Annotated in this window: 17 protein-coding genes and 1 tRNA gene; 9 read left to right on the forward strand and 9 right to left on the reverse strand. The window is 66.5% G+C overall.

The window, feature by feature from the left end; translation table 11 throughout:
• The 3 genes from O2K97_RS10510 to crtY are packed head-to-tail and all read right to left on the reverse strand — an operon-like array spanning position 1 to position 3,577.
• Positions 1-933 carry a phytoene/squalene synthase family protein gene (locus O2K97_RS10510; RefSeq protein ID WP_269219221.1) on the reverse strand — a complete coding sequence of 311 codons (933 nt, stop codon included), beginning with the start codon at positions 931-933 and terminating at the stop codon, positions 1-3.
• Positions 930-2,411 (reverse strand): phytoene desaturase, encoded by a 1,482-nt coding sequence (locus O2K97_RS10515; RefSeq protein ID WP_055754144.1) that lies wholly within the window; start codon positions 2,409-2,411, stop codon positions 930-932. Before O2K97_RS10515 ends, O2K97_RS10510 begins: the two co-directional genes overlap by 4 nt.
• The gene (crtY, locus tag O2K97_RS10520) at positions 2,411-3,577 is read right to left on the reverse strand and encodes a lycopene beta-cyclase CrtY (protein ID WP_269219222.1); all 1,167 of its coding nucleotides are present in this window, start codon (positions 3,575-3,577) and stop codon (positions 2,411-2,413) included. Before crtY ends, O2K97_RS10515 begins: the two co-directional genes overlap by 1 nt.
• 80 nt (positions 3,578-3,657) lie before the next feature.
• On the opposite strand from crtY, the gene O2K97_RS10525 reads away from it, so the two are divergent.
• The gene (locus O2K97_RS10525) at positions 3,658-4,383 is read left to right on the forward strand and encodes a fatty acid desaturase (RefSeq protein WP_269219223.1); all 726 of its coding nucleotides are present in this window, start codon (positions 3,658-3,660) and stop codon (positions 4,381-4,383) included.
• A gap of 214 nt (positions 4,384-4,597) precedes the next feature.
• On the opposite strand, the gene O2K97_RS10530 is transcribed toward O2K97_RS10525, so the two are convergent.
• Positions 4,598-4,993 carry a PGDYG domain-containing protein gene (locus O2K97_RS10530; RefSeq protein WP_269219224.1) on the reverse strand — a complete coding sequence of 132 codons (396 nt, stop codon included), beginning with the start codon at positions 4,991-4,993 and terminating at the stop codon, positions 4,598-4,600.
• A gap of 164 nt (positions 4,994-5,157) precedes the next feature.
• Here O2K97_RS10530 and O2K97_RS10535 point away from each other — a divergent pair, with 164 nt between their 5' ends.
• Positions 5,158-5,811: a hypothetical protein gene (locus O2K97_RS10535; RefSeq protein ID WP_269219225.1), complete on the forward strand. Its 654-nt coding sequence runs from the start codon at positions 5,158-5,160 to the stop codon at positions 5,809-5,811.
• A gap of 516 nt (positions 5,812-6,327) precedes the next feature.
• Here O2K97_RS10535 and O2K97_RS10540 read toward each other — a convergent pair.
• A tRNA-Ser gene (locus O2K97_RS10540) sits at positions 6,328-6,419 on the reverse strand.
• A gap of 139 nt (positions 6,420-6,558) precedes the next feature.
• Between O2K97_RS10540 and O2K97_RS10545 the strand changes: the two genes are divergently transcribed.
• From O2K97_RS10545 to O2K97_RS10560, 4 genes are read left to right on the forward strand one after another with little or no spacing between them, the layout of a single operon-like run.
• Complete coding sequence (locus O2K97_RS10545) at positions 6,559-8,043, forward strand: exopolysaccharide biosynthesis polyprenyl glycosylphosphotransferase (protein WP_269219226.1); 1,485 nt, start codon at positions 6,559-6,561, stop codon at positions 8,041-8,043.
• Between the two features lie 11 nt (positions 8,044-8,054).
• Entirely contained in the window at positions 8,055-9,500 is a 1,446-nt protein-coding gene (locus tag O2K97_RS10550) for a lipopolysaccharide biosynthesis protein (protein WP_269219227.1), read from the forward strand.
• Complete coding sequence (locus O2K97_RS10555; protein ID WP_269219228.1) at positions 9,497-10,429, forward strand: glycosyltransferase family 2 protein; 933 nt, start codon at positions 9,497-9,499, stop codon at positions 10,427-10,429. Before O2K97_RS10550 ends, O2K97_RS10555 begins: the two co-directional genes overlap by 4 nt.
• 1 nt (position 10,430) lies before the next feature.
• The gene (locus O2K97_RS10560) at positions 10,431-11,363 is read left to right on the forward strand and encodes a glycosyltransferase family 2 protein (RefSeq protein WP_269219229.1); all 933 of its coding nucleotides are present in this window, start codon (positions 10,431-10,433) and stop codon (positions 11,361-11,363) included.
• A 92-nt stretch (positions 11,364-11,455) separates the two neighbouring features.
• On the opposite strand, the gene O2K97_RS10565 is transcribed toward O2K97_RS10560, so the two are convergent.
• Positions 11,456-12,649, reverse strand: a complete 1,194-nt coding sequence (locus O2K97_RS10565; RefSeq protein ID WP_269221130.1) for an MFS transporter — start codon at positions 12,647-12,649, stop codon at positions 11,456-11,458.
• A gap of 278 nt (positions 12,650-12,927) precedes the next feature.
• Between O2K97_RS10565 and O2K97_RS10570 the strand changes: the two genes are divergently transcribed.
• Complete coding sequence (locus tag O2K97_RS10570; protein ID WP_269219230.1) at positions 12,928-14,784, forward strand: glycoside hydrolase family 9 protein; 1,857 nt, start codon at positions 12,928-12,930, stop codon at positions 14,782-14,784.
• Between the two features lie 114 nt (positions 14,785-14,898).
• Here the strand turns inward: O2K97_RS10570 and O2K97_RS10575 are convergent, their stop codons facing one another.
• The 3 genes from O2K97_RS10575 to O2K97_RS10585 all read right to left on the reverse strand — a co-directional run bounded on the left by O2K97_RS10575 (position 14,899) and on the right by O2K97_RS10585 (position 19,910).
• Entirely contained in the window at positions 14,899-16,158 is a 1,260-nt protein-coding gene (locus tag O2K97_RS10575; RefSeq protein WP_269219231.1) for a cation:proton antiporter, read from the reverse strand.
• A gap of 30 nt (positions 16,159-16,188) precedes the next feature.
• Positions 16,189-18,714, reverse strand: coding sequence for a glycoside hydrolase family 3 protein (locus O2K97_RS10580; protein ID WP_419466062.1), 2,526 nt, complete (start codon positions 18,712-18,714; stop codon positions 16,189-16,191).
• Between the two features lie 152 nt (positions 18,715-18,866).
• Positions 18,867-19,910: a LacI family DNA-binding transcriptional regulator gene (locus O2K97_RS10585; protein WP_269219232.1), complete on the reverse strand. Its 1,044-nt coding sequence runs from the start codon at positions 19,908-19,910 to the stop codon at positions 18,867-18,869.
• 137 nt (positions 19,911-20,047) lie between these two features.
• Here O2K97_RS10585 and O2K97_RS10590 point away from each other — a divergent pair, with 137 nt between their 5' ends.
• On the forward strand, positions 20,048-21,574 hold the full coding sequence (locus O2K97_RS10590) for a tryptophan halogenase family protein (RefSeq protein ID WP_269219233.1): 1,527 nt from the start codon (positions 20,048-20,050) through the stop codon (positions 21,572-21,574).
• Positions 21,571-22,977, forward strand: coding sequence for a tryptophan 7-halogenase (locus O2K97_RS10595; RefSeq protein WP_269219234.1), 1,407 nt, complete (start codon positions 21,571-21,573; stop codon positions 22,975-22,977). Before O2K97_RS10590 ends, O2K97_RS10595 begins: the two co-directional genes overlap by 4 nt.
• Positions 22,978-23,042 lie beyond the last annotated feature (65 nt).

Consider the following 23,042-nt stretch of genomic DNA (forward strand, 5'->3'; position numbering starts at 1 on the left):
TCAGACGTGGGTCCACAAGGCCGGGCGCGGCGGCGGCTCGCGCCAAGCGTCCAGCGTCTTGCACCACAGGGCGATCAGACCACCCCGCCCCAGCAGCATCAGCTTGCCCGCCTTGTCGACGGACGTCCGCCCGTCCCAGGCGCTCACGCCGGCGCGCGACACATGGCGGCCGATAGACCGATAGACGCCGCGCGCCGTGGCGATGGCCCAGGCCGAGCGCGGGTTCAGATCGCGCAACCCCCACCGCGCCGAGGCGTAGAAGGGCTCGGCCGCCGCCACCAGACGCTGCGCCGTCTTGGCCACGGCGGCGCGGTGCTGGGGCTGATCGACCTGATCGCGGGGCACGCCCGCTTCATCCAGCCAGGCGCCGGGCAGATAGACCCGCCCCCCCTTCGCATCCTCGACGACGTCGCGGGCGATGTTCGTCAGCTGAAACGCCAGCCCCAGGTCCTGGGCGCGTCGCAGGGTCGGCGTATCGTCCACCCCCATGATCCGCGCCATCATCACCCCGACGACGCCGGCGACGTGATAGGCATAGTCCAGCGTGTCCTCCAGCGTATCGTAGCGCCGGCCGACCACGTCCATCTCGAACCCCTGCAACAGGTCCATCGCCTCGTCGGCCGGAATGCCATGACGCATGGCGACGCGCTGGAAGGCGGTGAAGACCGGGTCCGTCTGCGGCTCTCCGGCCAGGGCGGCGGCGGTGCGCAAACGCAGTTCGTCCAGCTTCTCGCCGGCCAGAACCGGATCGATGCCGACCGCGCCGTGGCCCAGCACCTGGCCGTCGATCTCGTCGTCGCAGTGCCGGCACCAGGAATACAGCATCCAGGCGTCATCCCGGATCGCCGCCGGGAACAGGCGCGCGGCGGCGGCGAAGCTCTTGGACCCCTGCTCCATCGACTGGCGGCTGTGATCCAGGACGGCGTCGGTCATGCCGGCTGCCTCGCGTCCTCGATCATCAGGGCGGCGGTGGCCTTAGCCGATCCGACCACGCCCGGCACGCCCGCGCCGGGATGGGTGCCGGCGCCCACGAAATACAGGTTGGGGATCTGGTCGTCGCGGTTATGCACCCGGAACCAGGCGCTCTGGGTCAGGATAGGCTCCAGCGAGAAGGCCGAACCCTGGTGGGCGTTCAGCTGGTCGCGGAAATCGACCGGCGTGAAGATCCGGCAGGTATCCAGGTCCGCCGTCAAACCGGGGATGTAGCGTTCTTCCAGATAGGCCAGAATCCGGTCGCGATAGCGCGGCCCCTCGACCTCCCAGTCGATGTCGGCCGAGGCTAGGTGCGGCACCGGCGCCAGCACATAGAAGGCGTCGCAGCCTTCCGGCGCCAGTGACGGATCGGTCCGCGTCGGCGCATGCAGATACAGCGAGAAGTCATCGGGCAGGTCCGGCCCCTTGAAGATTTCGGCGATCAGCTCGCGATAGCGCGGCCCGAACAGCACCGTGTGGTGGCGCACCTCCGGGTGGACGCGTTTCAGGCCGAAATAGATGACGAACAGCGACATGGAGTGACGCCGCGACGCCAGCTTGGCGCCCTCCTTTTGACCGCGCGGTTCCTGACCCAGCAGGCGCTGATAGGTGTGCACCACGTCGGCATTGGAGGCGACCATGTCGAAGGCCAGCGTCTCGCCGTTGACCACCACGCCGGTCGCGCGACCGTTCGCCATGGTGATGCGCTCGACCGGACTGTTCAGCCGCACTTCCCCGCCCAGATCCTTGAGCAGACGCACCATGGCCTGGATCAGCGCACCAGTACCGCCGCGCGGGAACCACACGCCCCAGCGCCGCTCCAGCGCATGGATCAGGGCATAGATCGACGATGTCGCGAACGGATTGCCGCCGACCAGCAGGGAGTGGAAGCTGAACGCCTGACGCAGATGCTCGTCCTGAATATAGCTGGCGACCTTGTCATAGACCGACCGCCAGGCCTGAAGCCGCATCAGCTCCGGCGCCGCCTTGACCATGCTTGCGAAGTCCAGGAACGGCACGGCTCCCAGCTTCAGATAGCCTTCCTTCAGCAGGTCCTGCGAATAGGCGAGGAACTTGCGATAGCCTTCCTTGTCGGCCGGATTGCGCGCCACGATCTGGCGGTCCAGCTCGTCCTGGTCGTTGACGTAGTCGAAGACGTCGCCGTCTTCCCAGCATAGCCGATAGAAGGGCGCGACCGGCAACAGTTCGACGTAGTCCGACAGCTTGCGCCCACTGGCCTCGAACAGTTCCTCCAGCGCCGACGGGTCGGTGATGACGGTGGGACCGGCGTCGAAGGTATAGCCCTTGTCCTTGAAGACGTAAGCCCGGCCGCCCTCCAGATCGCGGGCCTCGAACACCGTGGTCTGTATGCCCGCCGACTGCAGCCGTATGGCCAGCGACAAGCCTCCGAAGCCCGATCCGATGACAGCAGCCCGCATCACGCACGTCCTCTTTCGACCAGACAGGTCAGTGCGGCGCCGATCGGCACCGGGGGTTTTCCGCTCAGGATCCGCGCCTTGTCGGCGAGGGTCGATTCCGCGGCGTAGAAGCGTTCGACCAAGGGCTGGGGCAGACGATAGAACCGCTCCAGCACCTTGTATCGCTCATCCGGTCGCGCCGCACGGAATAGCATCCGGTTCAGCAACCGATAAAAGCCTCGTCCGGCCCATACGTCATGCGCATGGCAGCGGATGTCCTCGGCGATCGCCGCCGGCTCGAAATCCAGCGCCAACCGGTCGGCCAGGCGCACGGCTTCCGGCAGGGAATAGCCGGTGGTCGGGTGAAACAGCCCGGCGCGCAGGCCGCTGAGCGCCGTCGGCCCCATCCGCGACAAATGCGCGCCGATGTCACCGTCGAGCGCCACGGGCAGGACGCCGTCCTCCTCGCGCAGGACCGTCTCGATCTCCCAGCCCTGCGCGCGGGCGTATTCCAGCACGCCCTGCCGGAACGCCGCGCGATCCAGCGCATCCCCGTCGGTGTAACGCGTATCCTCGATCAGCAGCGTGCGATCATCGAACGGCAGGGTGTAGAGAAACCGGTAGCCCCCGGCCTGGTCGACGCAGGCGTCCATGACGATGGGCGTGGTCAGGCCGTGCGGCGCCGCCAGCCGCACCTCCAGCCCGACGAACTTCTGGAAACCCAGCGCCAGATCCGGCGTCGCAGTCGGCCCGCGCCCGTCGATCACCGTCTTGGCGCCCAGACGCCGTCCATCAGCCAGCACCGCTTCGGTCGGCGACACCGAAGCGACCGGCGCACCCAGCATGATCTTTCCGGGCAAGGCCGCCTCGATCACCGCCGCGAACCGTTCGGCCGTGACGCTGCAATAGGGGGTCGACAGCGCGCGTTCGAACTGAGGAAAACGGACGCTGTATCCTGGCCAGCGATGCACCATCAAGGGCGCGATCCAATCGCGCTGCGCTTGCGTCAGGTCGCTGTCGAAGAAGGACCAGGTGTGGACCCCGCCCAGGGTCTGCGCAGCCTCGACGATCCGCACGTCCAGATCAGGACGGACCTGTGACAGCCGCAGCGCCAGCAGGCCATTGGCCAGGCCGCCGCCGACCAGCAAAAGGTCCGGCGCGGAAGTGTCAGAGGCGTCGACCTGCATTGCAGACAGGTGGCACGCGCGGACGCATGCGGCAAGCGAACAGGATGCTTACCGGGCCGCGATGCGCTAAGTGTCGCGCCATGTCCGCCGTCACGCCAATGTCACGGGTCGTCCCGAACCAGGCCCTGATCGGTCTGACGCTGGCTGGCCTGATCGCGACGGCCTGGCTGAGCCTGCATATCTACGGCGTCTATTTTCATCGCTGGACGATGTGGAGCATCCTGACCGTTCCGCTAATCGTCGCTTTCCAGACCTGGCTGTCCGTCGGCCTGTTCATCGTCGCCCACGACGCCATGCACGGCTCTCTGGCTCCGGGACGCCCTCGGCTGAACACGGCGATCGGCAGCCTGGCGCTGGGCCTCTACGCCGGTTTTCGTTTTGCGCCGTTGAAGACGGCGCACCACGCTCATCATGCCGCGCCCGGCACGGCGGACGACCCCGACTTTCACGCCGACGCCCCGCGCGCCTTCCTGCCCTGGTTCTACGGCTTTTTCCGTACCTATTTCGGTTGGCGCGAGTTGGCCGTTCTGACGGTGCTCGTGGCCGTCGCAGTGCTGATCCTTGGCGCCCGCATGCCCAATCTTCTGGTCTTCTGGGCCGCGCCCGCCCTGCTCTCGGCGCTACAGCTTTTCACATTCGGCACCTGGCTGCCTCACAGGCATACCGACGACGCCTTCCCCGACCACCACAACGCCCGCACCAGCCCCTTCGGCCCGATCCTGTCGTTGCTGACCTGCTTCCACTTCGGCCGCCACCACGAACACCACCTGACCCCCTGGAAGCCCTGGTGGCGTCTTTTCAGCTAGGCGTCCACGGCGGTGGTCTTCAACGACGACATGACGCGCGAAGCCTACTGACCCGTTGCGCGGCAAGTGGTTGCTGATCGGCCTATTTCTGAGAGGAATGGCGGAGACGGAGGGTTTAGAAGCCGTCAGTCGTGGCGGGCGTTTCAGGGCCATTTCGGAGCGGCGCCCTAAAATGCGCCCTAAGCCGCGCTGTCGATAGGGCCGAAGTGCTTCTCTAACTCGGCTCGTGGAATGAAGACCCGGCGTCCGCGATGAGGGTTCCACCATGATCTGCGAACATGGTCATGGCCTCCGCCAACGTTGACACCGCATCAAACGCCTCCCGCTCCACCCCGCCCGCTTCGACCTTCCCGGTGTCGGGTTGGGTGGTCACAAGCTCGTATGTAGCTTCGAAAATCGACCGCTCAACGTTCCAGCGCTCTCCCGCAGGTCCGGTGCAGATGTAATCTCCTGGACGAAGCGTATGCCTTCCTTCCAGTGTTTCCAGAACCCATTGCGAAGTCGATTTGCGCGGGTCCGACAGGCCATCGGAGAACACGCCAGGCGGTATCTTGTCCTCGGCAGGCAAGAACTGTTCAGCCTCAACAAGTGCTGTTTTCCGGTATTTCATTTTGCAGCCTCCGCACGGTCTAAACGTTCGATTTCAGCGATGATCAGAGCGCCTGCCTTCACCAGATCGCGGCGTCGGTCCCCGGTTGGCTTCCACCAGCGAGGGTCCCATGATGCGGGCCACGGCACAGGAACGCGCTTCTTTCGTGTTCCCCACCAAGCCGCATGAGCAAGCGCAAAACACCGCCCCTGACCTTTGAGGAGCAGAAGGCGCAGACGCAGGCGGCCCAGGCCGAAAAGACCCGCAGGGCGCGTGAGGCCCAAGAGCGGCAAGAGCGTGCGGCGAGGGAAAAGGCGGCGCGACAGGCTGACCATGCGCCGCTTCGGGTTCACGGCGCCAAGATCATTGAGGACAATGATGGAAACATGGTGGCGGGCTATCGCCGGGACTGTTTCACGCTGTTACTGAAAGAAGGCCCTGACGCTCGCGCCGCCGTCCAATGGCTTGAAGATCTGATCCGCACCGCATCGGGCGAGAACGGTCAGGAGCGCCGGCCCGACTTCATCCGCGCATCTTCCGACGGCGCGCCGGGCCAGAACGTCAGCCAATCCATGATCGACGCTGACGATATGCTGTCCGCCGTCACCGAGCATATGGCGCCCCGCGACGCCCGGATGCTGTTCGAGCTGCTGAAGCCGGATGAAGCCCTGCTGACCCGCTGGCGCGATGTCGTCCAGCGCTGCACCGGCGAGACGAACCCCCAGGCCCAGGGTGGCGCCGTTCGGGCGGCGTGCGCGCACTTGGCCCACATCCGGACGATCAGCGATCGCCTTTTGCGGGATCGGAAGAACCGGAGAGCGGAGGCGATGGCGGCATGACCAACCCGACCCTTGAACGCGCGGCTAGGGCTTTGTTCGACAGCTACATGTCTCTCGCATACACCAAGCCGCGCGCCTCAATGACCGGGAGAAACCCCCATTGACCAATTAACCGAAGCAGTGCACTTTTCTGACAGTCGCTTCGCGCGACCCGAGATCGGCCCCGGCTCCCATGAGTTCGGGGCCTTTTCAATTCCTCCGACACCCGCGCCGACTCCGACGTTGTCCAGCACCGGGACAAGGGACGTTCATCTCGACCGACCAGCGCTGACGATGGCGGGGGCCATCCCCGGCACCTTCTTGCCGTTCAATCTGTTCACGTCGCGCGCCATGGCTTCTCCAGAACGTAAGGAGAACATACGCCGACGACAGAAGCGGTCGCCACCCTAAGCTCGCCCTAAGTCCCGCCCTAAGATGAGCGGTCCGCGTCCCGTCCAGCTATGACGGGCTTAAGGCGCAAATCCTTGCGCAGCGGGGCGCTGGGTTGGCAAGCGGTGACATTTGGGGGCAAGGGTGTGGCGGAGACGGAGGGATTCGAACCCTCGGTACCCCTTACGGGGTACGACGATTTAGCAAACCGTTGCCTTCAGCCACTCGGCCACGTCTCCTGCGAGGGCGTCGATAGCGGAGGCTGATGCGTCGCGCAATCCGGTTCGAAAGAAAGCGTCCACGTTAACGCGACATAGAGGCCGAAGCGGCAGTATCGCGGCCATCATTCGCTCCCCCGGATCGCTCCTGGATCGCCTGTTGCTCGACCGTCCCGCCAGTCTTGCCGCCGACATGCCGCTGAAGAGCCGGCCGTCGCGCGGGCCGTTCCGCCCGGAGATCTGGCTGAATGCGCGCGAGCGATCGTCCGTGCGGCTGTCGGCGCATTATTTCCGGCTAATAGACGTGCTGATGGTTTGCGGGCTGGCGCTCGGCGCGATCGTCGTGATGCACCCCTCAGGCTTGGCCCACATCACCGTGGGCGACGCAGCACCCGTGGTCGTCGGCGCCGTTCTTGTGCTCGTTCTGATGCGCGCGCTTCAGCTCTATCGATTCGGGCGCGACACGCCCTGGCCCCTGCACATAGCGGGCGTGGCGGGCGTGGGTGTCGCCTCGGCCGCGATCGCGCTCGCCCTGGGCTGGGTGATGGACCGGCCGGCGCTGGACGTCATTGCGCCTTGGGCGCTGACGACGACAGCCGGCCTGATCATGTTGCACGGCCTATGGCTGGCGATGATCGTTCGGTGGCGTCGGTTGGGCGTGCTGTCGCCGAATATCGTCATCGTCGGCGCGACCCGAAACGCGCGACGTCTGATCGAACAGGCGCTGGAGCGGCGGGACATGAATGTGCTCGGCGTGTTCGACGATCGCTTGGCCCGATCGCCCGACAGCGTCGCCGGCGTGCCGGTGCTGGGCGACGCCAAGGCCCTGCTGACGCACCGACTGACGCCCTATGTCGACCGGATCGTGCTGGCCATCGATCCGGAGGCTGGCCAGCGCGTGCGCGACCTGACGCAGACCCTGAACGCCCTGCCCAATCCGCTGACGGTCCTGGTCGATTCGGAGTTGGGCCGCGACGGGCTGCTGAACCGGCTGGCGAATGCGCCGCTTGCGTCTCTGGATGGTCCTGCCAACCCGGATCGCCGGGCCTTCAACAAGCGGATGCAGGATCTGGTGATCGGCGCCGCAGCCCTGGTCGTCGCTGCGCCCATCATGGCCCTGGTCGCCCTGGCGGTGAAGCTGGACAGCCCCGGCCCCGTCTTCTTCCGCCAGCGCCGTCACGGCTTCAATCACGAGACCATCATCGTGTGGAAGTTCCGCTCTATGCGCCACGCCGCCGCCGATGCGACCGCCAGCCGTCAGGTCTGCGCCGACGATGACCGCGTCACCCGCGTCGGTCGCTTCATCCGCGCCACCAGCCTGGATGAACTGCCCCAGATCTTCAACGTGCTGTCAGGCGAGATGTCCCTGGTCGGCCCCCGCCCGCACGCCATCGGCATGAAGACCGGCGAGACCGAATCCGCCCTGCTGGTCGCCGAATACGCCCATCGCCACCGTATCAAGCCCGGCATGACCGGCTGGGCCGCCATCAAGGGCTCGCGTGGACCGGTGGACACCGAGGCCCAGGTACGCGAGCGCGTCCAGCTGGACATCGAATATATCGAGCGCCAGTCCTTCTGGCTGGACCTGTGGGTCATCGCCGTCACCATCCCCGTCCTGCTGGGCGACCGGGCGGCCGTGCGTTGAGCGAGAAGCGCATGTTCTGGCGCGGCGTCTGGGGCTATCTGCCGGCCCAGATCGTCCAGGGGGTCGTCGGGTTCCTGACGATCTTCGTCTTCACGCGCCTGCTCAGCGCCGACGACTTCGGCCATTACGCCCTGGCGTTTTCGGTCACGACCCTGGCCCACACCGTGACGTTCACCTGGCTGGAAGCGTCGATGGCGCGCTTCTGGGCGGCCGAGCGCACACCCGAGGGAATGGCGACCCATTTCGCCAGTCTGTACCGCACGTCGTTCACGATCATCGCCGTCTTCACCCCGATCGCGGCCCTGATCGTGTGGCTGGCGCCGCTGACGCCGGCGTTCAAGATCGCCGTCGCCTTCGGCCTGGCCGGCGCGCCGGTGCGCAACCTCGCGAAGCTGGCGCAGGAGCGGTATCGCGCGGCGGGCGAGGTGTCGAAATCCGCCGCCGTGGACATCGGCGTCGCCATCCTGGGCTTTTTGGTCGGGGCCGGGTTCGCACTGGCCGGCGCCGGCGCGGCCTCGCCACTGCTGGGCCTGGCCATCGCGCCCTTGTTCGCCCTGCCCTTCATCCTGCCGGGCGAGTTGCGTCAGTCGACGGGCGGTACCGTGGATCGCACGCGGCTGAAGGCCTATGCCCTCTACGGCTATCCGATCGCGGCGTCGCTGATGCTGGCGCTGGTGCTGGCCTCGACGGATCGGTTCCTGCTGGCCGCCTTCATGGATGCGGCGGCGGTCGGCGCCTATCACGCCAGCTACAGCCTGGCGAACCGGACGCTGGACATCATCTTCATCTGGCTGGGTGCAGCGGGCGCGCCGGCCATGGTCATGGCGCTGGAGCGCGGCGGGCGCGAGGCGCTGCGTCAGACGGCCATCGAGCAAGGTTCGACCCTTATCCTGATCGGCCTGCCCGCAGCCGTCGGCTTGTCGCTGGTCGCGCGACCGCTGGCGGAGTTGATGATCGGCCAGGATCTGCGCGCCGCCGCTGCACTGGTGACGCCGTGGATCGCCGCCTCATCCTTCCTGTCAGGGATGATCGCCTACTATTTCGGCTTCGGCTTCACGCTTGGAAAAAAGACCGGGCTGCTGCTGGTGACGATGGCGATTCCGGCTCTTTGCAACGTCGCGCTGAACCTGTTGTTGATCCCGCGCATGGGTGTGACGGGCGCCGCCGTCTCGACCGCCGCCAGCTTCGCCATCGGCCTGATCGCCTGTATCCTGCTCAGCCGCCGCGCCATCGCCCTGCCAATGCCGTGGGAGGCGCTGATCCGTTGCGGGATCGCGTCCGCCGTCATGGCCGGGGTCGTATGGATGCTGCCGCCCATCGGCGGTTTCGTGGAGCTGATGCTGGACGCCAGTGTGGGCGGTCTCGTCTATGCCGTCGTCGCCCTGACGCTGAACGCCGCCGGGGTGCGTAACGTCCTGCTGCGCCTGATCCGCGCGCGCCGGAGTGTGCCGGCATGAGCGCCCATATCCACGACAACGCTGCTTGGTCTCAGGCGGCGCCGACGATCTCGGTCCTGATCCCCTTCCTGCGCGACGATCCGCAAAGACTGCTTCGTCAACTAGACACCGAGGCCGCCGCCATGTCCGGCGCCGTCGAGCTGATCCTGCTGGACGACGGCACCGCAGACGCTGATCTGACGACCCGGCTTCAGGCGACCATCGACGCCCTGCATCTGCCCGCCCGTCTCATCACCCTGGCCGCCAACGAAGGCCGCGCCAGGGGGCGCAACCGCCTGACCACCGCCGCTCGGGGCGAGGCCTATCTGTTCCTCGACAGCGACATGCGGCCAGATACGGCGGCCTTCCTACAAAACTGGCTGCGCCTGGTCACTGACAAAGCGCCCGCCGTAGCCTTCGGCGGCTTCTCGCTGGATCAAGCGCCGACCGACGCGCGGTTCGCCGTTCACCGCGCACTGTCCGGCGCCTCGGAATGCCTGTCCGCGTCCCAGCGCGCCCTGACGGCCGAGAAATACGTCTACACCTCCAATCTGCTGGTGCGCCGCGACGTATTCGCCGCCGAATCCTTCGATTCCGGTTTCAACGGCTGGGGCTGGGAGGACGTGGAGTGGGCCATGCGCGTTTCCCGCCGCTTTCACGTCGTCCATATCGACAATCCCGCCACCCATATGGGCCTGGACACGGTCGAGGATCTGGCGCGCAAGTTCGATCAGGGCGCCGGCAACTTCGCCCGCGTCGTCGCCCTGCACCCCGCCATCGTCCAGACCTATCCCAGCTACAAGGCCGCGCGCGCCCTGAAACGCCTGCCCGCCCTGCCCTTTGCGCGCCGCATGATGAAACAGGCCGCCCTGACGGTGGCCCTGCCGGTCAAGGCCCGCGCCTTCGCGCTCAGACTCTACCGCGCCGCCGTCTATGCGGACGTCGTCTAATATGCGCGACGTCGCCGTCATCATCCCGACCCTGTGCCGCCCCGAAAACTTGGAGCGGGCTTTGCGCTCCGTCTTCGTCCAGGTCGGATCGCTGCATCGCGTCGCCGCCATCGTCGTCGCGGATAATGACCCGCTGGGGTCCGCCGCCCCCCTGATCGAACGGCTGCGCGCCGAGGCGCCCGTGCCCCTGACCTACGCCCACGCCCCCATCCCCGGTGTGGCGACGGCGCGCAACATCGGCCTGTCCGCCACCGACGCGACCCTGATCGCCTTTCTGGACGACGACGAAGCCGCCTCTCCCGGCTGGCTCGCCGCCCTGCTGGACGCCCAAACGCAGACCGGCGCCGACGTCGTCTTTGGACCCATTCGCGGGCGGGTGCCGGAAAACATCGGCCGGACCACCGCCTATCTGGAGCGGTTCTTTGGCCGGAACGGCCCGCGCGAGACCGGCCTGACCGACGACATCCACGGCTGCGGCAACAGTCTGATGGTGCGCGCGACCGCCCTGCCCGGCGACGCCCCGTTCGATGTCGCCATGAACGAGACGGGCGGCGAGGACGACCGGCTGTTCACCGCCCTGTCGGCACGCGGCGGCCGCTTCGGCTGGGCTGCTGACGCCTGGGTCGACGAGTTCGCCCCGCCCCATCGCGCCACGCTGAACTACGCCCTGACCCGCGCCTTCGCCTATGGCCAGAGCCCGACGCAGATGGCCGCCGACCGCCGCGACTGGCCCGGCGTCATCAAATGGATGCTGGTCGGACTGGTCCAGACCGCGCTCTGGGGCGCCGCGTCCGTCCTGTCAGCGATCCTGCGCCGACCCGACCGCGCGAACATCTATGACCGCTGCGCGCGCGGCCTCGGCAAGGTGTTCTGGACCAAAGGCTTCGAGCCGAAACTCTATGGTTCGGCGATGCTGTCGCGGTCAGACGTCTGACGCAGACAAATGGCCGTAGCGATGAAATCGAAGTCGCGCCCTTCCTGAAGCGTGACACCATTCGGATCACGTCATCGGACCAGCAGAGCCGCCTATTTGGAGCGCTCCAACACAGGGGTTGATCGAAACAGGCTCATGACAACGACGGCGACGGCGAAACACGCGGCCGCTGCGACATAAAGGCCGCGAACATCAGCGCCGGAACGCTCGAGAATGAGGGCGGCGACCGGGGCCATCGCCTGAGGCAGGGCGACCGCCAGGTTGTTCAACCCCATGTCTCGCCCGCGATTGTCCTGCGTGGGAAGAGCATCCGCCATCAACCCCATCTCCACGGATCCATAGGCGCCTTGGCCCAAGCCATAGACCGCGAGGGCGAGAACCGCCGTTGTCCAGGAAGGCGCGATCGCCAGCACGGCGGTCGCCCCACACAGCAACAGCGCTCCCATCAGCGCGACAGGCTGTCGCCAGATTATCCGCCGCCCAAACACGGCGATGGCCCCCGCGACGACCACGACACTCACAAAGGCGATGCCCGTGAGCAAGGCATGCGCGCGTTCCGGTGAGCGACCGGGCCATCCCACCGCGTCTGTGACGAAATACAGCAGATACATGCTGACCAGGGCGTAACCTGTCGCGATGAAGAGCCGCCCGGTCCAGACCACGGCGAAGTTTCGCGATCTGAATGGCGCGATGAACGAGCCTATGCCGCCGGAAACGGAGGGTTGCGGCGTTTCTGGTCGCTCAGAACAGGGCGGCTCGTCGTAAACGACCAGGAAGATGACAGCCGCGCCGAGAAGAATGCCGGCCAGGAGCGCTAATCGTCCGGGCTCATACTGAGGCCCGAGCGCCATCAGGCTGGACCCCAGCGCAACCGCGAGCGGATACGACAGGCCCAGCATCGCAGAGACGGTGCTTCTCAAGGCGATCGGCACGCGATCTGCAAACACCGCTGAAAGCGGCGCCATCAGAACGTTGAAGGCGAGTTGAAACCCGATCAAGGCCCAGACGAACTCACCCGGCGTCGACGACCGCCATATGCCGACATAGCTCAACACCGTCAGGAGGGCGCCCAACGCGATCCAAGGCCTCCGACGCCCGAACCGCGACGTAGTCCTATCGCTGATGGTCCCCATGAGAACATTGGCGGCGGCAGCCGTAACGGCGCCCCAGAACATCGCGCGGCTCAGGATTTCCGTTTTGGAGCCAGCATCCAGCCCGGCCGCATGGATCGGCGCGATGATCTGGAAAAGGGGCGCCAGGCCAATGAAGGCGGCCAGAAAGAGCACCAAATACGCCGCAACGACCAGACGCGTGCGGCGGGGATGGGAATAAGTTGAAACTTCGCCCTCCTCCATCGAACGACCCTCGCCTCTATGACACGAGCCCCGACGCGCTTGCTAGCACGATCACCGCGTCATCCAGCCTCACCGGCTGCAACACAAAGCGATCACGCCGCATCTTGTGACAACGCTGTCAGCTGTTAGTGTTTTTGGAAAGATGGTGCGGCACGCCGACGCGTATTGGTGTCGCGCGTGAACGAAAACAGGCCTTGAGGGAGGGTGGTATGAGAAAGAGAGTGACGGCGAGCGTTGCGGCCATGGCCTTGGCGGCCGGCTTTGGCGCGGCGCACGCCGAACCTGACGCCAACGGCGTTCGCATGAACCAGGTCGGCTTCGAAACCCAAGGGCCGAAGACGGCCACCGTCGAGGACCAGACGGCCCGTCCCCTGCCCTGGCGGATCGTCAATCGCTCCGGCGCCGTCGTCGCTCAGGGCGCGTCGAAAGTCTTCGGCCAAGACGCCGCCTCTGGACAGAGCGTCCACACGGTCGATTTTCAGTCGCTGCAGACGGACGGCGATGGCTACCGTCTGATCGTGGGATCGCACGAAAGCCGCCCCTTCTCGATTCAGCAGCATCCGCACGCGCGACTGAAGTACGACGCCCTGGCCTATTTTTATCAGAACCGAGCGGGCGTGCCGATCCTGGGGGATCATGTCGCGCGGCCGGATCTGGCGCGCGCGGCCGGTCACCCGCACGAGGTCGCCGCCTGTTTCTCGGGCGCGGACACGGCCGGAGTGGTCTGGCCCGGGTGCGACTATACGCTGGACGTCACGGGCGGCTGGTATGACGCCGGCGATCACGGAAAATACGTCGTCAACGGCGGCATCTCGGTCTGGATGCTGCTGAATGCCTACGAACGCGCCATGGCCAAGGGGGGATCCGGCGCAAGCGCCTTTACGGACGGCAAGGTCGATATTCCGGAGGCCGGAAACGGCGTCAACGATCTGCTCGACGAGGCGCGATATGAGATCGAGTTCCTGCTGAAGGTGCAGATCGCCGACGGCGTGAAGTTGAAGGTCCCGGTCGGCGCCCAGGCGCCGGGTCAGCCGCTGACCCTGACCGAGATCGACGCCGGCGGCATGGTCCATCACAAGGTGCATGATGCGCAGTGGACGGGCCTGCCGATGGCCCCGGCGGACGATCCCCAGCCGCGCCTTCTCTATCCGCCCAGCACAGCCTCAACGCTCAATCTCGCCGCCGTCGGCGCCCAATGCGCGCGGATCTGGCGTGACATCGATCCGGCGTTCGCGCGCCAGTGTCTGACGGCATCGCAGCGCGCCTTCCGCGCGGCGCTGCGCAATCGCGACGTTCGGGCCGGAGAGAATTTCGCCGGCGGCGGCGCCTATGGCGACCAAGACTTCTCGGACGAGTTCTATTGGGCCACGGCCGAGCTTTTGGCGACCACGCGCAATCCAGCCTATCTGACCGCGCTGAAGACCTCGCCCTATTATCTGGGCGGACCGCTGTCGGGCAAAAGCGCGACTGGTGATCCGGGCTTCTCCTGGACGGCGTCGCTGGGATCGCTGACGCTGGCGACCGTGCCCGACGTTCTGCCGCCGGAGGATCTTGTGACCGTGCGCGCCAACATCGTGGCGGCGGCACGCGCCTATGTCGACGCCGGCTATGGTCAGGGCTACGGCCTGCCGGTATCGGGCGTGAATTACGAATGGGGCTCGAACGGCGCCCTGATGAGCCGGGCCGTGATCCTAGGCTCTGCGTTCGACTACACCGGCGACTGGAATTTCCGCAACGCAGTGATCTGGTCCTTGGACTATATCCTCGGCCGTAATCCGATGGATCGGTCCTATGTGACCGGCTACGGCGACCGGCCAGTCCAGAACCCGCACCATCGCTTTTGGGCGCATCAGGCCGACCCGGCCTATCCCATGCCCCCGGCAGGCGCCCTGTCGGGCGGGCCGAACAATCAGGCCATGATCGACGACGTGGCCAAGACCCTGATCGGCAAATGCGCGGCCCAGACCTGCTGGGCCGACGACATCAACGCCTATGCCCTGAACGAAGTGGCCATCAACTGGAACGCGCCCCTGGTCTGGGTCGCCGCCTTCATCGACGATCGCTGACGGGATCGATGGCCTAGATCGAGGCGCCGAGCCACCCGCCACGATTCCGTGGCGGGTGTGCGGTCTTCAAGCCTTGGGCGCCAGCAAGGACGTCTGGGCCAGATCGCGATCGGGCTAGTTGACCTGCCCCAGCTCGCCCCGCGCCCGCGCCTTTCTGCCGTAAACCCACTCGAACAGGGGCGAGGCCATCAGGGTGGTGATGATGGCCATCAGCACCAGGATTGAGAACAGGGCTGGGCCGATGACACCCTTTTGCAGGCCGATGTTGATGATGATCAGCTCCATCAGGCCGCGCGCGTTCATCAGGGCGCCGATGCCCATGGCCGTGGCGTTGTCCTGACCAGTCAGGCGGGCGGCGGCCCAGCAGGCGCCGCCCTTGGCCAGGATCGAGCCCAGCAGGATGACGACGGTCACGGCCAACAGCCCCAGGCTGTTGACCATGGTCAGCTGTGTGTTCAGGCCCGAGAAGGTGAAGAACATTGGCAGCAGCACCAGCACGGCGAACGGCTCCAGCTGACGCTTGACCTCATCACTCAGCAAGCCGCGCGGCATGACGACGCCCAGGATGAATCCGCCGAAGACGGCATGGATGCCGACCGCGTCCATGGCCCAGGCGCTGAGCATGAACAGGATCAGCACGATCCCCAGCACGGTCGGGCTGAGCCGCCCTTCCCGCTCGACGATCCGGCCCAGCGGCGCCAGCATCTTCGGTCCCAGCGTCAGCATGAACAGGGCGAAGGCCCCGCCCCCCGCGATGGCCGTCACCGCCACCATCGGCCCCGCGCCGAAGCTGGCCAGGACGATGGCCAGAACGCACCAGGCACCGGCGTCGTCGATGGCGCCCGCCGCCAGCGACAGCGAACCCAACCGCGTGCCGCTGAGCCCCCGCTCATGGATGATGCGCGCCAGCATCGGGAAGGCGGTGATCGATATGGCCGCGCCCATGAACAGCATGGCCTGCCAGGTCTGGATCCCCTGCCCGAACAGACCCTCGGCGACCAGCCAGGGCGCAAGGGCGACAGCGACCAGGAAGGGCGCCGCCATGCCCGCCAGCGACACGGCGGCCGCGCTCTTCGCATTGGCCCTGAAGTGGTCGCGACGGAAGCCCAGCCCGACCAGGAACATGTAGAGGCCGACGCCCAACTGGGCGCCGACAAACAGGATCGACCGCGACTCCTTGGGAAACAGGGCCGCCTGAAGATCAGGCGCCAACAGGCCGAACACCGATGGGCCCAGGATCACCCCGGCGATCATCTCGCCCACCACCTGCGGCTGGCCGAGGTAGCGTTTGGCCAGCCAGCCCACGATTCGGCAGGCGGCGATGATGATCGCCATCTGCAGGAAGAAGGCCACGCTCAGTTCAGCATTGGTCATGCGGCCGGTTCCCCCTTGGCGAGCGCCAGCCTACTGCGTTGGACAGACGGCGTCGCCCTCGTTTGAGGCCAGGCGGATATCCTCGACCGTAACCGCGAAGTCGGCAGCGGTGCGTAGGCCCCAGGGTTGGTCGACGGCGGCGATGTCTGCGCCGCGATCGCGCAGGCACGAGAGCCGCACCTTCAGCGTGCGCCATTCACCGACGGGGGCTGCAGCGATCAGGCTGGAGATGTCCACCGACCCGGCGCCCAGGGTCAGGAACACCGGACCCTTTGGCCGCGTATCGACGCGGTAGCGGAAGGCGATGGCCATCTCGCCGTTCGACTGGCGCGTCAGATCGACCGGCTGCGCCGCGATCAGGGCCTGCCCCCCGCCCTGCGAGAAGGTCAGGGCGCGCGCCGATTCCTGGCCGGCGCCGTCGGTGGAGCGCACCGACACGCCGCCGCGCGGGCTGGCGCCGGTCTTTTCGGAGCCTAGGCGGAACTCGCCGCCGGCATCGCGCAGCATCAGCGACCAGGGCGCGACGAAGCGGCCATCGACGAAGTAGCGATCCAGATTGCTGCCGGACCCGACCACGCCGCTGTCTTCCGACAGGGCGCCGACGCGGGCGTTGCGCGCATAGGTCAGGCCGTAGCCATAGGCGAACTGCGGGTCATAGCCGGGCTGACCGACGTTCAGCGGTTCGCCCTTGGCGTCCTTGGGCCAGCTGAAAGACAGTTTGCCGGTGAAGTCATGGCGCGGCTTGCCCGCGGCATCGCCGATCAGGACGTCGGACACGCCCGCGCCTTCGGTGCCTGGAAGCCATGCGGCGACGAAGGCGTCGGACGCATTGATCTCAGGATTGGTCCACATCGGACGCCCCGACAGGAAGACCGACACGGTCGGAATGCCCGCCGCCTTCAGACGCTTCAGCGTCTCCAGCGGTTCGGTCGGCAGGAAGTCCAGCGTATCCACATCGCCCTGGAACTCAGCATAGGGGGTCTCGCCGAAGACGACGATGGCGACGTCCGGCTTCTGGGTGAAGGACCCGTCGGCGCTGAGGGTCGCCTGACCGCCGCCGGCGGCGACCGCTTCCTGGATGCCGCCCCAGATCGACTGGCCGTTAGGGAAGTCGGCGTTGGAGTTGCCCGTGCCCTGCCACGTCAGGGTCCAGCCCCCCGAGGCCTGGCCGATATCGTCGGCGTGACCCGCGACCAGCACCCGCGCGCCCGAGCGGATCGGCAGGACCGAGCCCTCGTTCTTCAGCAGCACCAGCGACTTGCGCACCGCCTCGCGCGCCAGGGCGCGGTGAGCGGGCGAGCCCAGTTCGTTGAGACGCCCCTCGACCGGACGGCTGTCGTTGAACAGGCCGGTCTTGACCTTGACGCGCAGGATGCGGCGCACCGCCTCGTCCAGGCGCGCCATCGGGATTTCGCCCGACTTGGCCTGGGCCAGGGTGTTTTCGTACAGGGGCTTCCAGCTGTCGGGCGCCATGAACATGTCGATGCCGGCGTTGAAGGCCAGGGCGCAGCTTTCGTTCGAACAGCCCGGCAGCTGGCCATGGGCGTTCCAATCCGACACCACGAAGCCGTCGAAGCCCAGCGGGCCGCGCAGCACGTCGGTCAGAATGGTCTCGTTGCCCGAATGTTTGACGCCGTTCCAGCTGGAGAAGCTGGCCATGATCGAAAGCACGCCGGCGTCGATGGCCTGGGGATAGCCGGTGAGATGGGTGCGGATCATCTCCTGTTCGGACCCAGCGAAGTCGCCTTGGTCCTTGCCGCCCGTGGTGCCACCGTCGGCCAGGAAGTGTTTGGCCGAGCCAGCGATATGGCCGGCCGCCAGCGGATGATCGGCCGACAGCGCGCCCTGAAGGCCCAGGGTCATGGGACCGGCGTAGCTTTGCGCCACTTCCGGGTTCTCGGCATAGCCTTCATAGGCGCGGCCCCAGCGGTCGTCCTGGGGCACGGCCAGGGTCGGGCCGAAGGTCCAGTCGGCGCCGGTCACGGCGACTTCCAGCGCCGTCGCCTCGCCGATGCGGCGGATCAGGTCGGGATCACGCGCAGCGCCCAGGCCGATGTTGTGCGGAAAGATGGTGGCGCCGACGACGTTGTTGTGACCGTGCACGGCGTCGATGCCGTAGATCAGCGGCACCTTGGCGCCCGGCCGCTGGGCCGCCGCCGCACGGAAGGCCTGGGCCAGTTCGACCCATTTCTGGGCCGAGGCGCGTTCGTCGCCGCCCGGCGAGGAGTTGCCGCCCGCCAGGATCGAGCCCAGCGGATAGGTCAGCAGGTCTTCAGGCTTGATCGAGGCGATGTCGGCCTGGATCGTCTGGCCGACCTTCTCCTCCAGCGTCATCCGGCTCATCAGTTCGGTGACGAAGGCCTCCGTCGCCCGATCCGTCATCGCCGCCGGCGACGCCGCACGCGGCCACAGCGCAGGATGCGCGCGCGTCGCATCCGTCACGATCGACGCCTGCGGCGTCACCGCCTGAACCGGAACGGCCCGAACCATGCCAGGATCAATCGCGCACGCGCTCGACATGAGGGTGATCACCAGGGCGGTGGCGGCCATGCGCATGGAGGGAGACCTGATCGTTGCGGCCGCCACGCCGCCCAAGCCAACCCCGGAGACGCGCCTTCAGGCCGATATGGATGTCCGAAACAGCCCCGGACAAACCCACTGTGCCAAACGTTTGACAGCGCTGTCAACAGCTGCCTGAGCCTGCCCTTTCAATGCTCGATGCGAGCCGTGGACTGGCGCGCGATCAGATCATGCGGAACGATGACACGCGCGGCGGCGTCGCCGTCCAAGAGACGACGAAGAGGCGGAATAAGGCGTTGCGCGGCGGCGGCGGCCATCTCCGCTACCGGCTGACGGATGGTGCTTAAATCCGGCGTGCTGAAACCCGCGCCGGGCGAATCGTCAAAACCGGCCACCGACAGGTCGCCGGGCACCGACAGCCCCAGCCTCGCCGCACATTGCAGGACGCCAAGGGCCGTATCGTCGTTGCTGGCGAAGATCGCCGTGATGTCCGGCGCGGTCTGGTGGAGCTTCTCCATCGCCAGCGCTCCGGAGGTGAAGGTGAAGTCGCCCTCCACCACCCAGGCCGGCGCGACATCCAGACCAGCCTCGGCCATGGCGTCCCTGTAGCCCCCCAGGCGCCGTCGACTGGCGCCATAGGCGACCGGTCCGGTGACGAAGGCGATCCGGGTGTGCCCGAGGTCGATCAAATGACGCGTCATCTCCAGCGCTGCGCGCCGTTCGTCCATCTCGATGCAGTACCCCCGATCAAAGGCCGCTTCCGGTCCAATGCGGGCATAGGGCGTGCCGGCCGCGTCCAGCACGTCCATCACAGCGACGTTGTCCGAGTTCGGCGGCGTCAGAATGACGCCCTCAGGCCGGATGGAGTTCAGCAGCGCCATCAGATCGCGTTCAAGATCAGGCGAGTTGTGGTCCACCAGTTCGATCATCAGATGATAGTCGACCTGGCGCGCCTCCATCAGGGCGCCGAACTCCAGACGCCCCAGATAGTCGCTGCCGCGCCCGCTCTTCCAGTGTTCGATGGTCAGATCCGCATCCACCAGGACCGCGATCAATGACGAAGACGCACCCGCGAGACTGCGCGCCGACAGGCTGCGCCGATAACCCAGAGACGCAGCCGCCTCCTCCACCTTGGTGCGCAGCGTGGGGCTGACGTTCGGCTCGTTGTTGAGCACGCGCGACACGGACTTGATGGACACGCCCGCCTTCGCGGCCACGTCATAGATCGTCACCGTCGCCAAAATCCGTCCCCCTGAACGTCGCTCAGATCGCTTCTAACATCCCCGCTCGAAAAGGCGATGCCGACACAGCTTATGGTCAGGCTTGTCCATCGCTGTCATGCCTAAAAATGGTCTGCTAGACAGTCGGCATGATGATCCAAAACGATGCTGGACCGATCCGAAAAATCGTCATCCTGGGCGGAGGAACCGCTGGCTGGATGACGGCCGCCGCCCTGTCTCATCGTTTGGCGGGCAGCGCCGTCTCGATCGAACTGGTCGAGTCCGACGAGATCGGCATCGTCGGCGTGGGCGAGGCCACCCTGCCCCACATCCGCGCCTTCAACACGGCCATGGGCATCGACGAGCAGACGCTGATCGACGAGACGCAGGCGACCTTCAAACTGGGCATCCAGTTCGTGGATTGGGGACGACCCGGCGACAGCTATATCCATCCGTTCGGCGCCTATGGCGAGCCGATCGAGGGGATCGATTTCCACCATGTCTGGGCTGCGCGGCGCGCCATGGGCGACGCCGCCGACATCAGCGACTACAGCTATCCGGTCAGGGCGGCCGAGGCGAACCGCTTCCAGCGGCCGGTTTCCGACCCCGGCTCCATCCTGTCCACCTTCAGTTACGCCTTTCAGTTCGACGCCAGTCTTTACGCAGCCTTCCTGCGCCAGGTGTCGTGCGGGCGCGGCGTGGTCCGCACCGAAGGAAAGGTTGTCGATCATGCCCTGAATGGCGCGACGGGCGATGTCGACGCCGTCGTCCTGTCGGACGGGCGCCGCATCTCGGGCGATCTGTTCGTCGATTGCTCGGGCTTTCGCGGACGGCTGATCAATCAGGCGCTGGAGACGACGTTCGAGGACTGGAGCCATTGGCTGCCCTGCGACAGCGCCTTCGCCGTGCCGTGCCAGACGGCGGCGCCGGTCGGCCCCTATACCCGCGCGACGGCCCGTGCGGCAGGCTGGCAATGGCGCATTCCGCTGCAACACCGCACTGGGAACGGCCACGTCTTCTCATCGGCCCATATTTCGGATGAGGACGCCGTGACGATCCTGATGTCCAATCTGGAAGGTCCAGCGCTGGCCGAGCCGCGTCGGTTGAGCTTCAAGACCGGGCGACGACACAAGCTATGGAACCGAAACGTCGTCGCCATCGGCCTGTCCGGCGGCTTCTTGGAGCCGCTGGAGTCCACCAGCATCTATCTGATCCAGTTGGGGATCACGACCTTGCTGGATCTATTCCCCGACAGGGTCGGGATGGAGGCGGACGCCCAAGAATACAATCGGATCATGGCGCTGGAGTACGACCGGATTCGTGACTTCCTCGTCCTGCACTATGTCGCCAACCAACGTGACGAGCCGTTCTGGCGCGAGATGCGAACCATGGCCTGGCCCGACAGCCTTTCGGCCAAGGTCGAGGCCTTCAAGTCGCGCGGCGTGCTGCCCGACTACGATATCGGAGTTTTTCTGCCGCCAAGCTGGCTCGCCGTACTGGTGGGGCAGAACATCGTCTCGAAGGGCTGGGATCCGCGCGTCGATCGGCTGGAACCGCACGTCCTATCCGCCAAGCTGGCAGCCTTGCGCGACGACGTCCGATCGACCGTCGATCAGACGCCCGATCACATGACCTTCATCCACCAAGCGGCCCAGCGCGCAGGGGGCGGCCGATGAGCGGGTCAGACAAGGTTTGGGTCATTCGAGGCGGCGGACTGGCGGCCTGGGCGGCGACCGCCCTGTTGGCCAAGACGCTGCCTTCCGGTCATTCGGTTCTGATGGAAGACGCCGTTGCCCCAGCACTCGGTGAAGAGCCTGAGGTCGTTATCGCCGATCCAGACGGCGTGCTCGTCCAGTTGTCGGAGGCCGCCGACCTGTTGGCTCAGGGCCACGGCGGCTTCTTCCTCGGCTCGCTGCTGCGAAACTGGCGCGACGGGCGAGACATCGCCGTCGTCGAGCAGGAGCCCCTGCCTGGGATCGATGGGGTCGCGTTGGCGGACGTCGCGCTGCGCGCCGCCCGTCAATCTCCCGACGCCCCCGACTACGCCGCGCTTCTGGCGCCGTTGCAGTTCCAGGCGCGGGTGATGGCGGCCGGTCGTTACGCCCATCCCAGCCCGGATCGGCAGTCGCCGCGGTCTCTTCTTCGCCCCCGACTGATGCTGGACGCGCGCGTTCTGACGGCGCGACTGCGGGACATCGCCCTGCGCGCTGGCGTGCGGGAGGCGTCTGACGACGTCGGTGAGGTCAAGGCTTTCATGACCCTGGAAACGCGAACGAACGGAGTTTTCAGCGGCGACGGCGACTGGACCGCGCGCCTGGGCTACGACCGGTGTCTGACCGTGCGCTTCGCGGGTGGAGATCACGCGCCGCGTCTGGATATGGCCAGCCTCGAAGAAGGGCTCGCCAGTCGCAGCCCCCTGCCCGGCGGCGGCTTCGCCAGTCTGGCCTACGCCGCAGACCGCACCACCGCTGACGTTGCGAAGGCGGCGCTGATGGCCTGGCTGGGTGATGTTGATGTCGTCGCCCAGTCTGACGTCGCCCTCGCCCCCGGCCTGGATACGCATCCCTGGAGCGGCCGTCGGCTTGCTCTTGGTCCGGCGGCGGCGCGCTTTGGCGACGGACTGGGCCTGGACAGCGTCCTACTGGAGCGACAGCTGACACAACTCGTCGCATCGCTGCCGGGCGCGTCCGCGCAGATTCCAGCCTGCGCCGAGGCTTATAATGATGCCGTCGTTCGCGACATCACGCACAGCGCGGACCGACTCCATTTGATCCTTCTGTGCGGATCGCAAGGCCAACGACTAGCCCCGGCTGGCGACGACCTGGCGCGTCGCATCGCCCAGTTCACGTCTCGCAATGCCGGCGTCGGCTTGGACGGCGATCCCTACGACGCGCAGCACTGGACCCTGCTCATGGCCAGCCTGGGCTTCATGCCGCGCCGTTACGACATCCAGGCCGACCGTCTGGACATCAAGGCCGCCATGGCGTCGCTGGGGCGAATGGTCATGGCTTTCGACCAGACCTTGGCCGCCCTGCCCGCCCATTCGCAGTTCATCGAAAGGCTACGCGAAGGCGGCTGATCCAGAACGAAAAAAGGGGCGTCGATCAGATCGACGCCCCAAGTCTTCGCTCAGAGAAAGAAGTC

The organism is Brevundimonas vesicularis (assembly GCF_027105095.1).
GTDB lineage: Bacteria > Pseudomonadota > Alphaproteobacteria > Caulobacterales > Caulobacteraceae > Brevundimonas > Brevundimonas vesicularis_E.

Bases quoted from the DNA above. Each gene is read 5' to 3' on its own strand.
- O2K97_RS10535 (WP_269219225.1), top strand. From the start codon at position 5,158: ATGAGCAAGCGCAAAACACCGCCCCTGACCTTTGAGGAGCAGAAGGCG.
- O2K97_RS10550 (WP_269219227.1), top strand. From the start codon at position 8,055: ATGTTCTGGCGCGGCGTCTGGGGCTATCTGCCGGCCCAGATCGTCCAG.
- O2K97_RS10515 (WP_055754144.1), bottom strand. From the start codon at position 2,411: ATGCGGGCTGCTGTCATCGGATCGGGCTTCGGAGGCTTGTCGCTGGCC.
- O2K97_RS10570 (WP_269219230.1), top strand. From the start codon at position 12,928: ATGAGAAAGAGAGTGACGGCGAGCGTTGCGGCCATGGCCTTGGCGGCC.
- O2K97_RS10530 (WP_269219224.1), bottom strand. From the start codon at position 4,993: ATGAAATACCGGAAAACAGCACTTGTTGAGGCTGAACAGTTCTTGCCT.
- O2K97_RS10595 (WP_269219234.1), top strand. From the start codon at position 21,571: ATGAGCGGGTCAGACAAGGTTTGGGTCATTCGAGGCGGCGGACTGGCG.
- O2K97_RS10560 (WP_269219229.1), top strand. From the start codon at position 10,431: ATGCGCGACGTCGCCGTCATCATCCCGACCCTGTGCCGCCCCGAAAAC.
- O2K97_RS10525 (WP_269219223.1), top strand. From the start codon at position 3,658: ATGTCCGCCGTCACGCCAATGTCACGGGTCGTCCCGAACCAGGCCCTG.
- O2K97_RS10590 (WP_269219233.1), top strand. From the start codon at position 20,048: ATGATGATCCAAAACGATGCTGGACCGATCCGAAAAATCGTCATCCTG.
- O2K97_RS10510 (WP_269219221.1), bottom strand. From the start codon at position 933: ATGACCGACGCCGTCCTGGATCACAGCCGCCAGTCGATGGAGCAGGGG.
- O2K97_RS10580 (WP_419466062.1), bottom strand. From the start codon at position 18,714: ATGCGCATGGCCGCCACCGCCCTGGTGATCACCCTCATGTCGAGCGCG.
- crtY (WP_269219222.1), bottom strand. From the start codon at position 3,577: ATGCAGGTCGACGCCTCTGACACTTCCGCGCCGGACCTTTTGCTGGTC.
- O2K97_RS10575 (WP_269219231.1), bottom strand. From the start codon at position 16,158: ATGACCAATGCTGAACTGAGCGTGGCCTTCTTCCTGCAGATGGCGATC.
- O2K97_RS10555 (WP_269219228.1), top strand. From the start codon at position 9,497: ATGAGCGCCCATATCCACGACAACGCTGCTTGGTCTCAGGCGGCGCCG.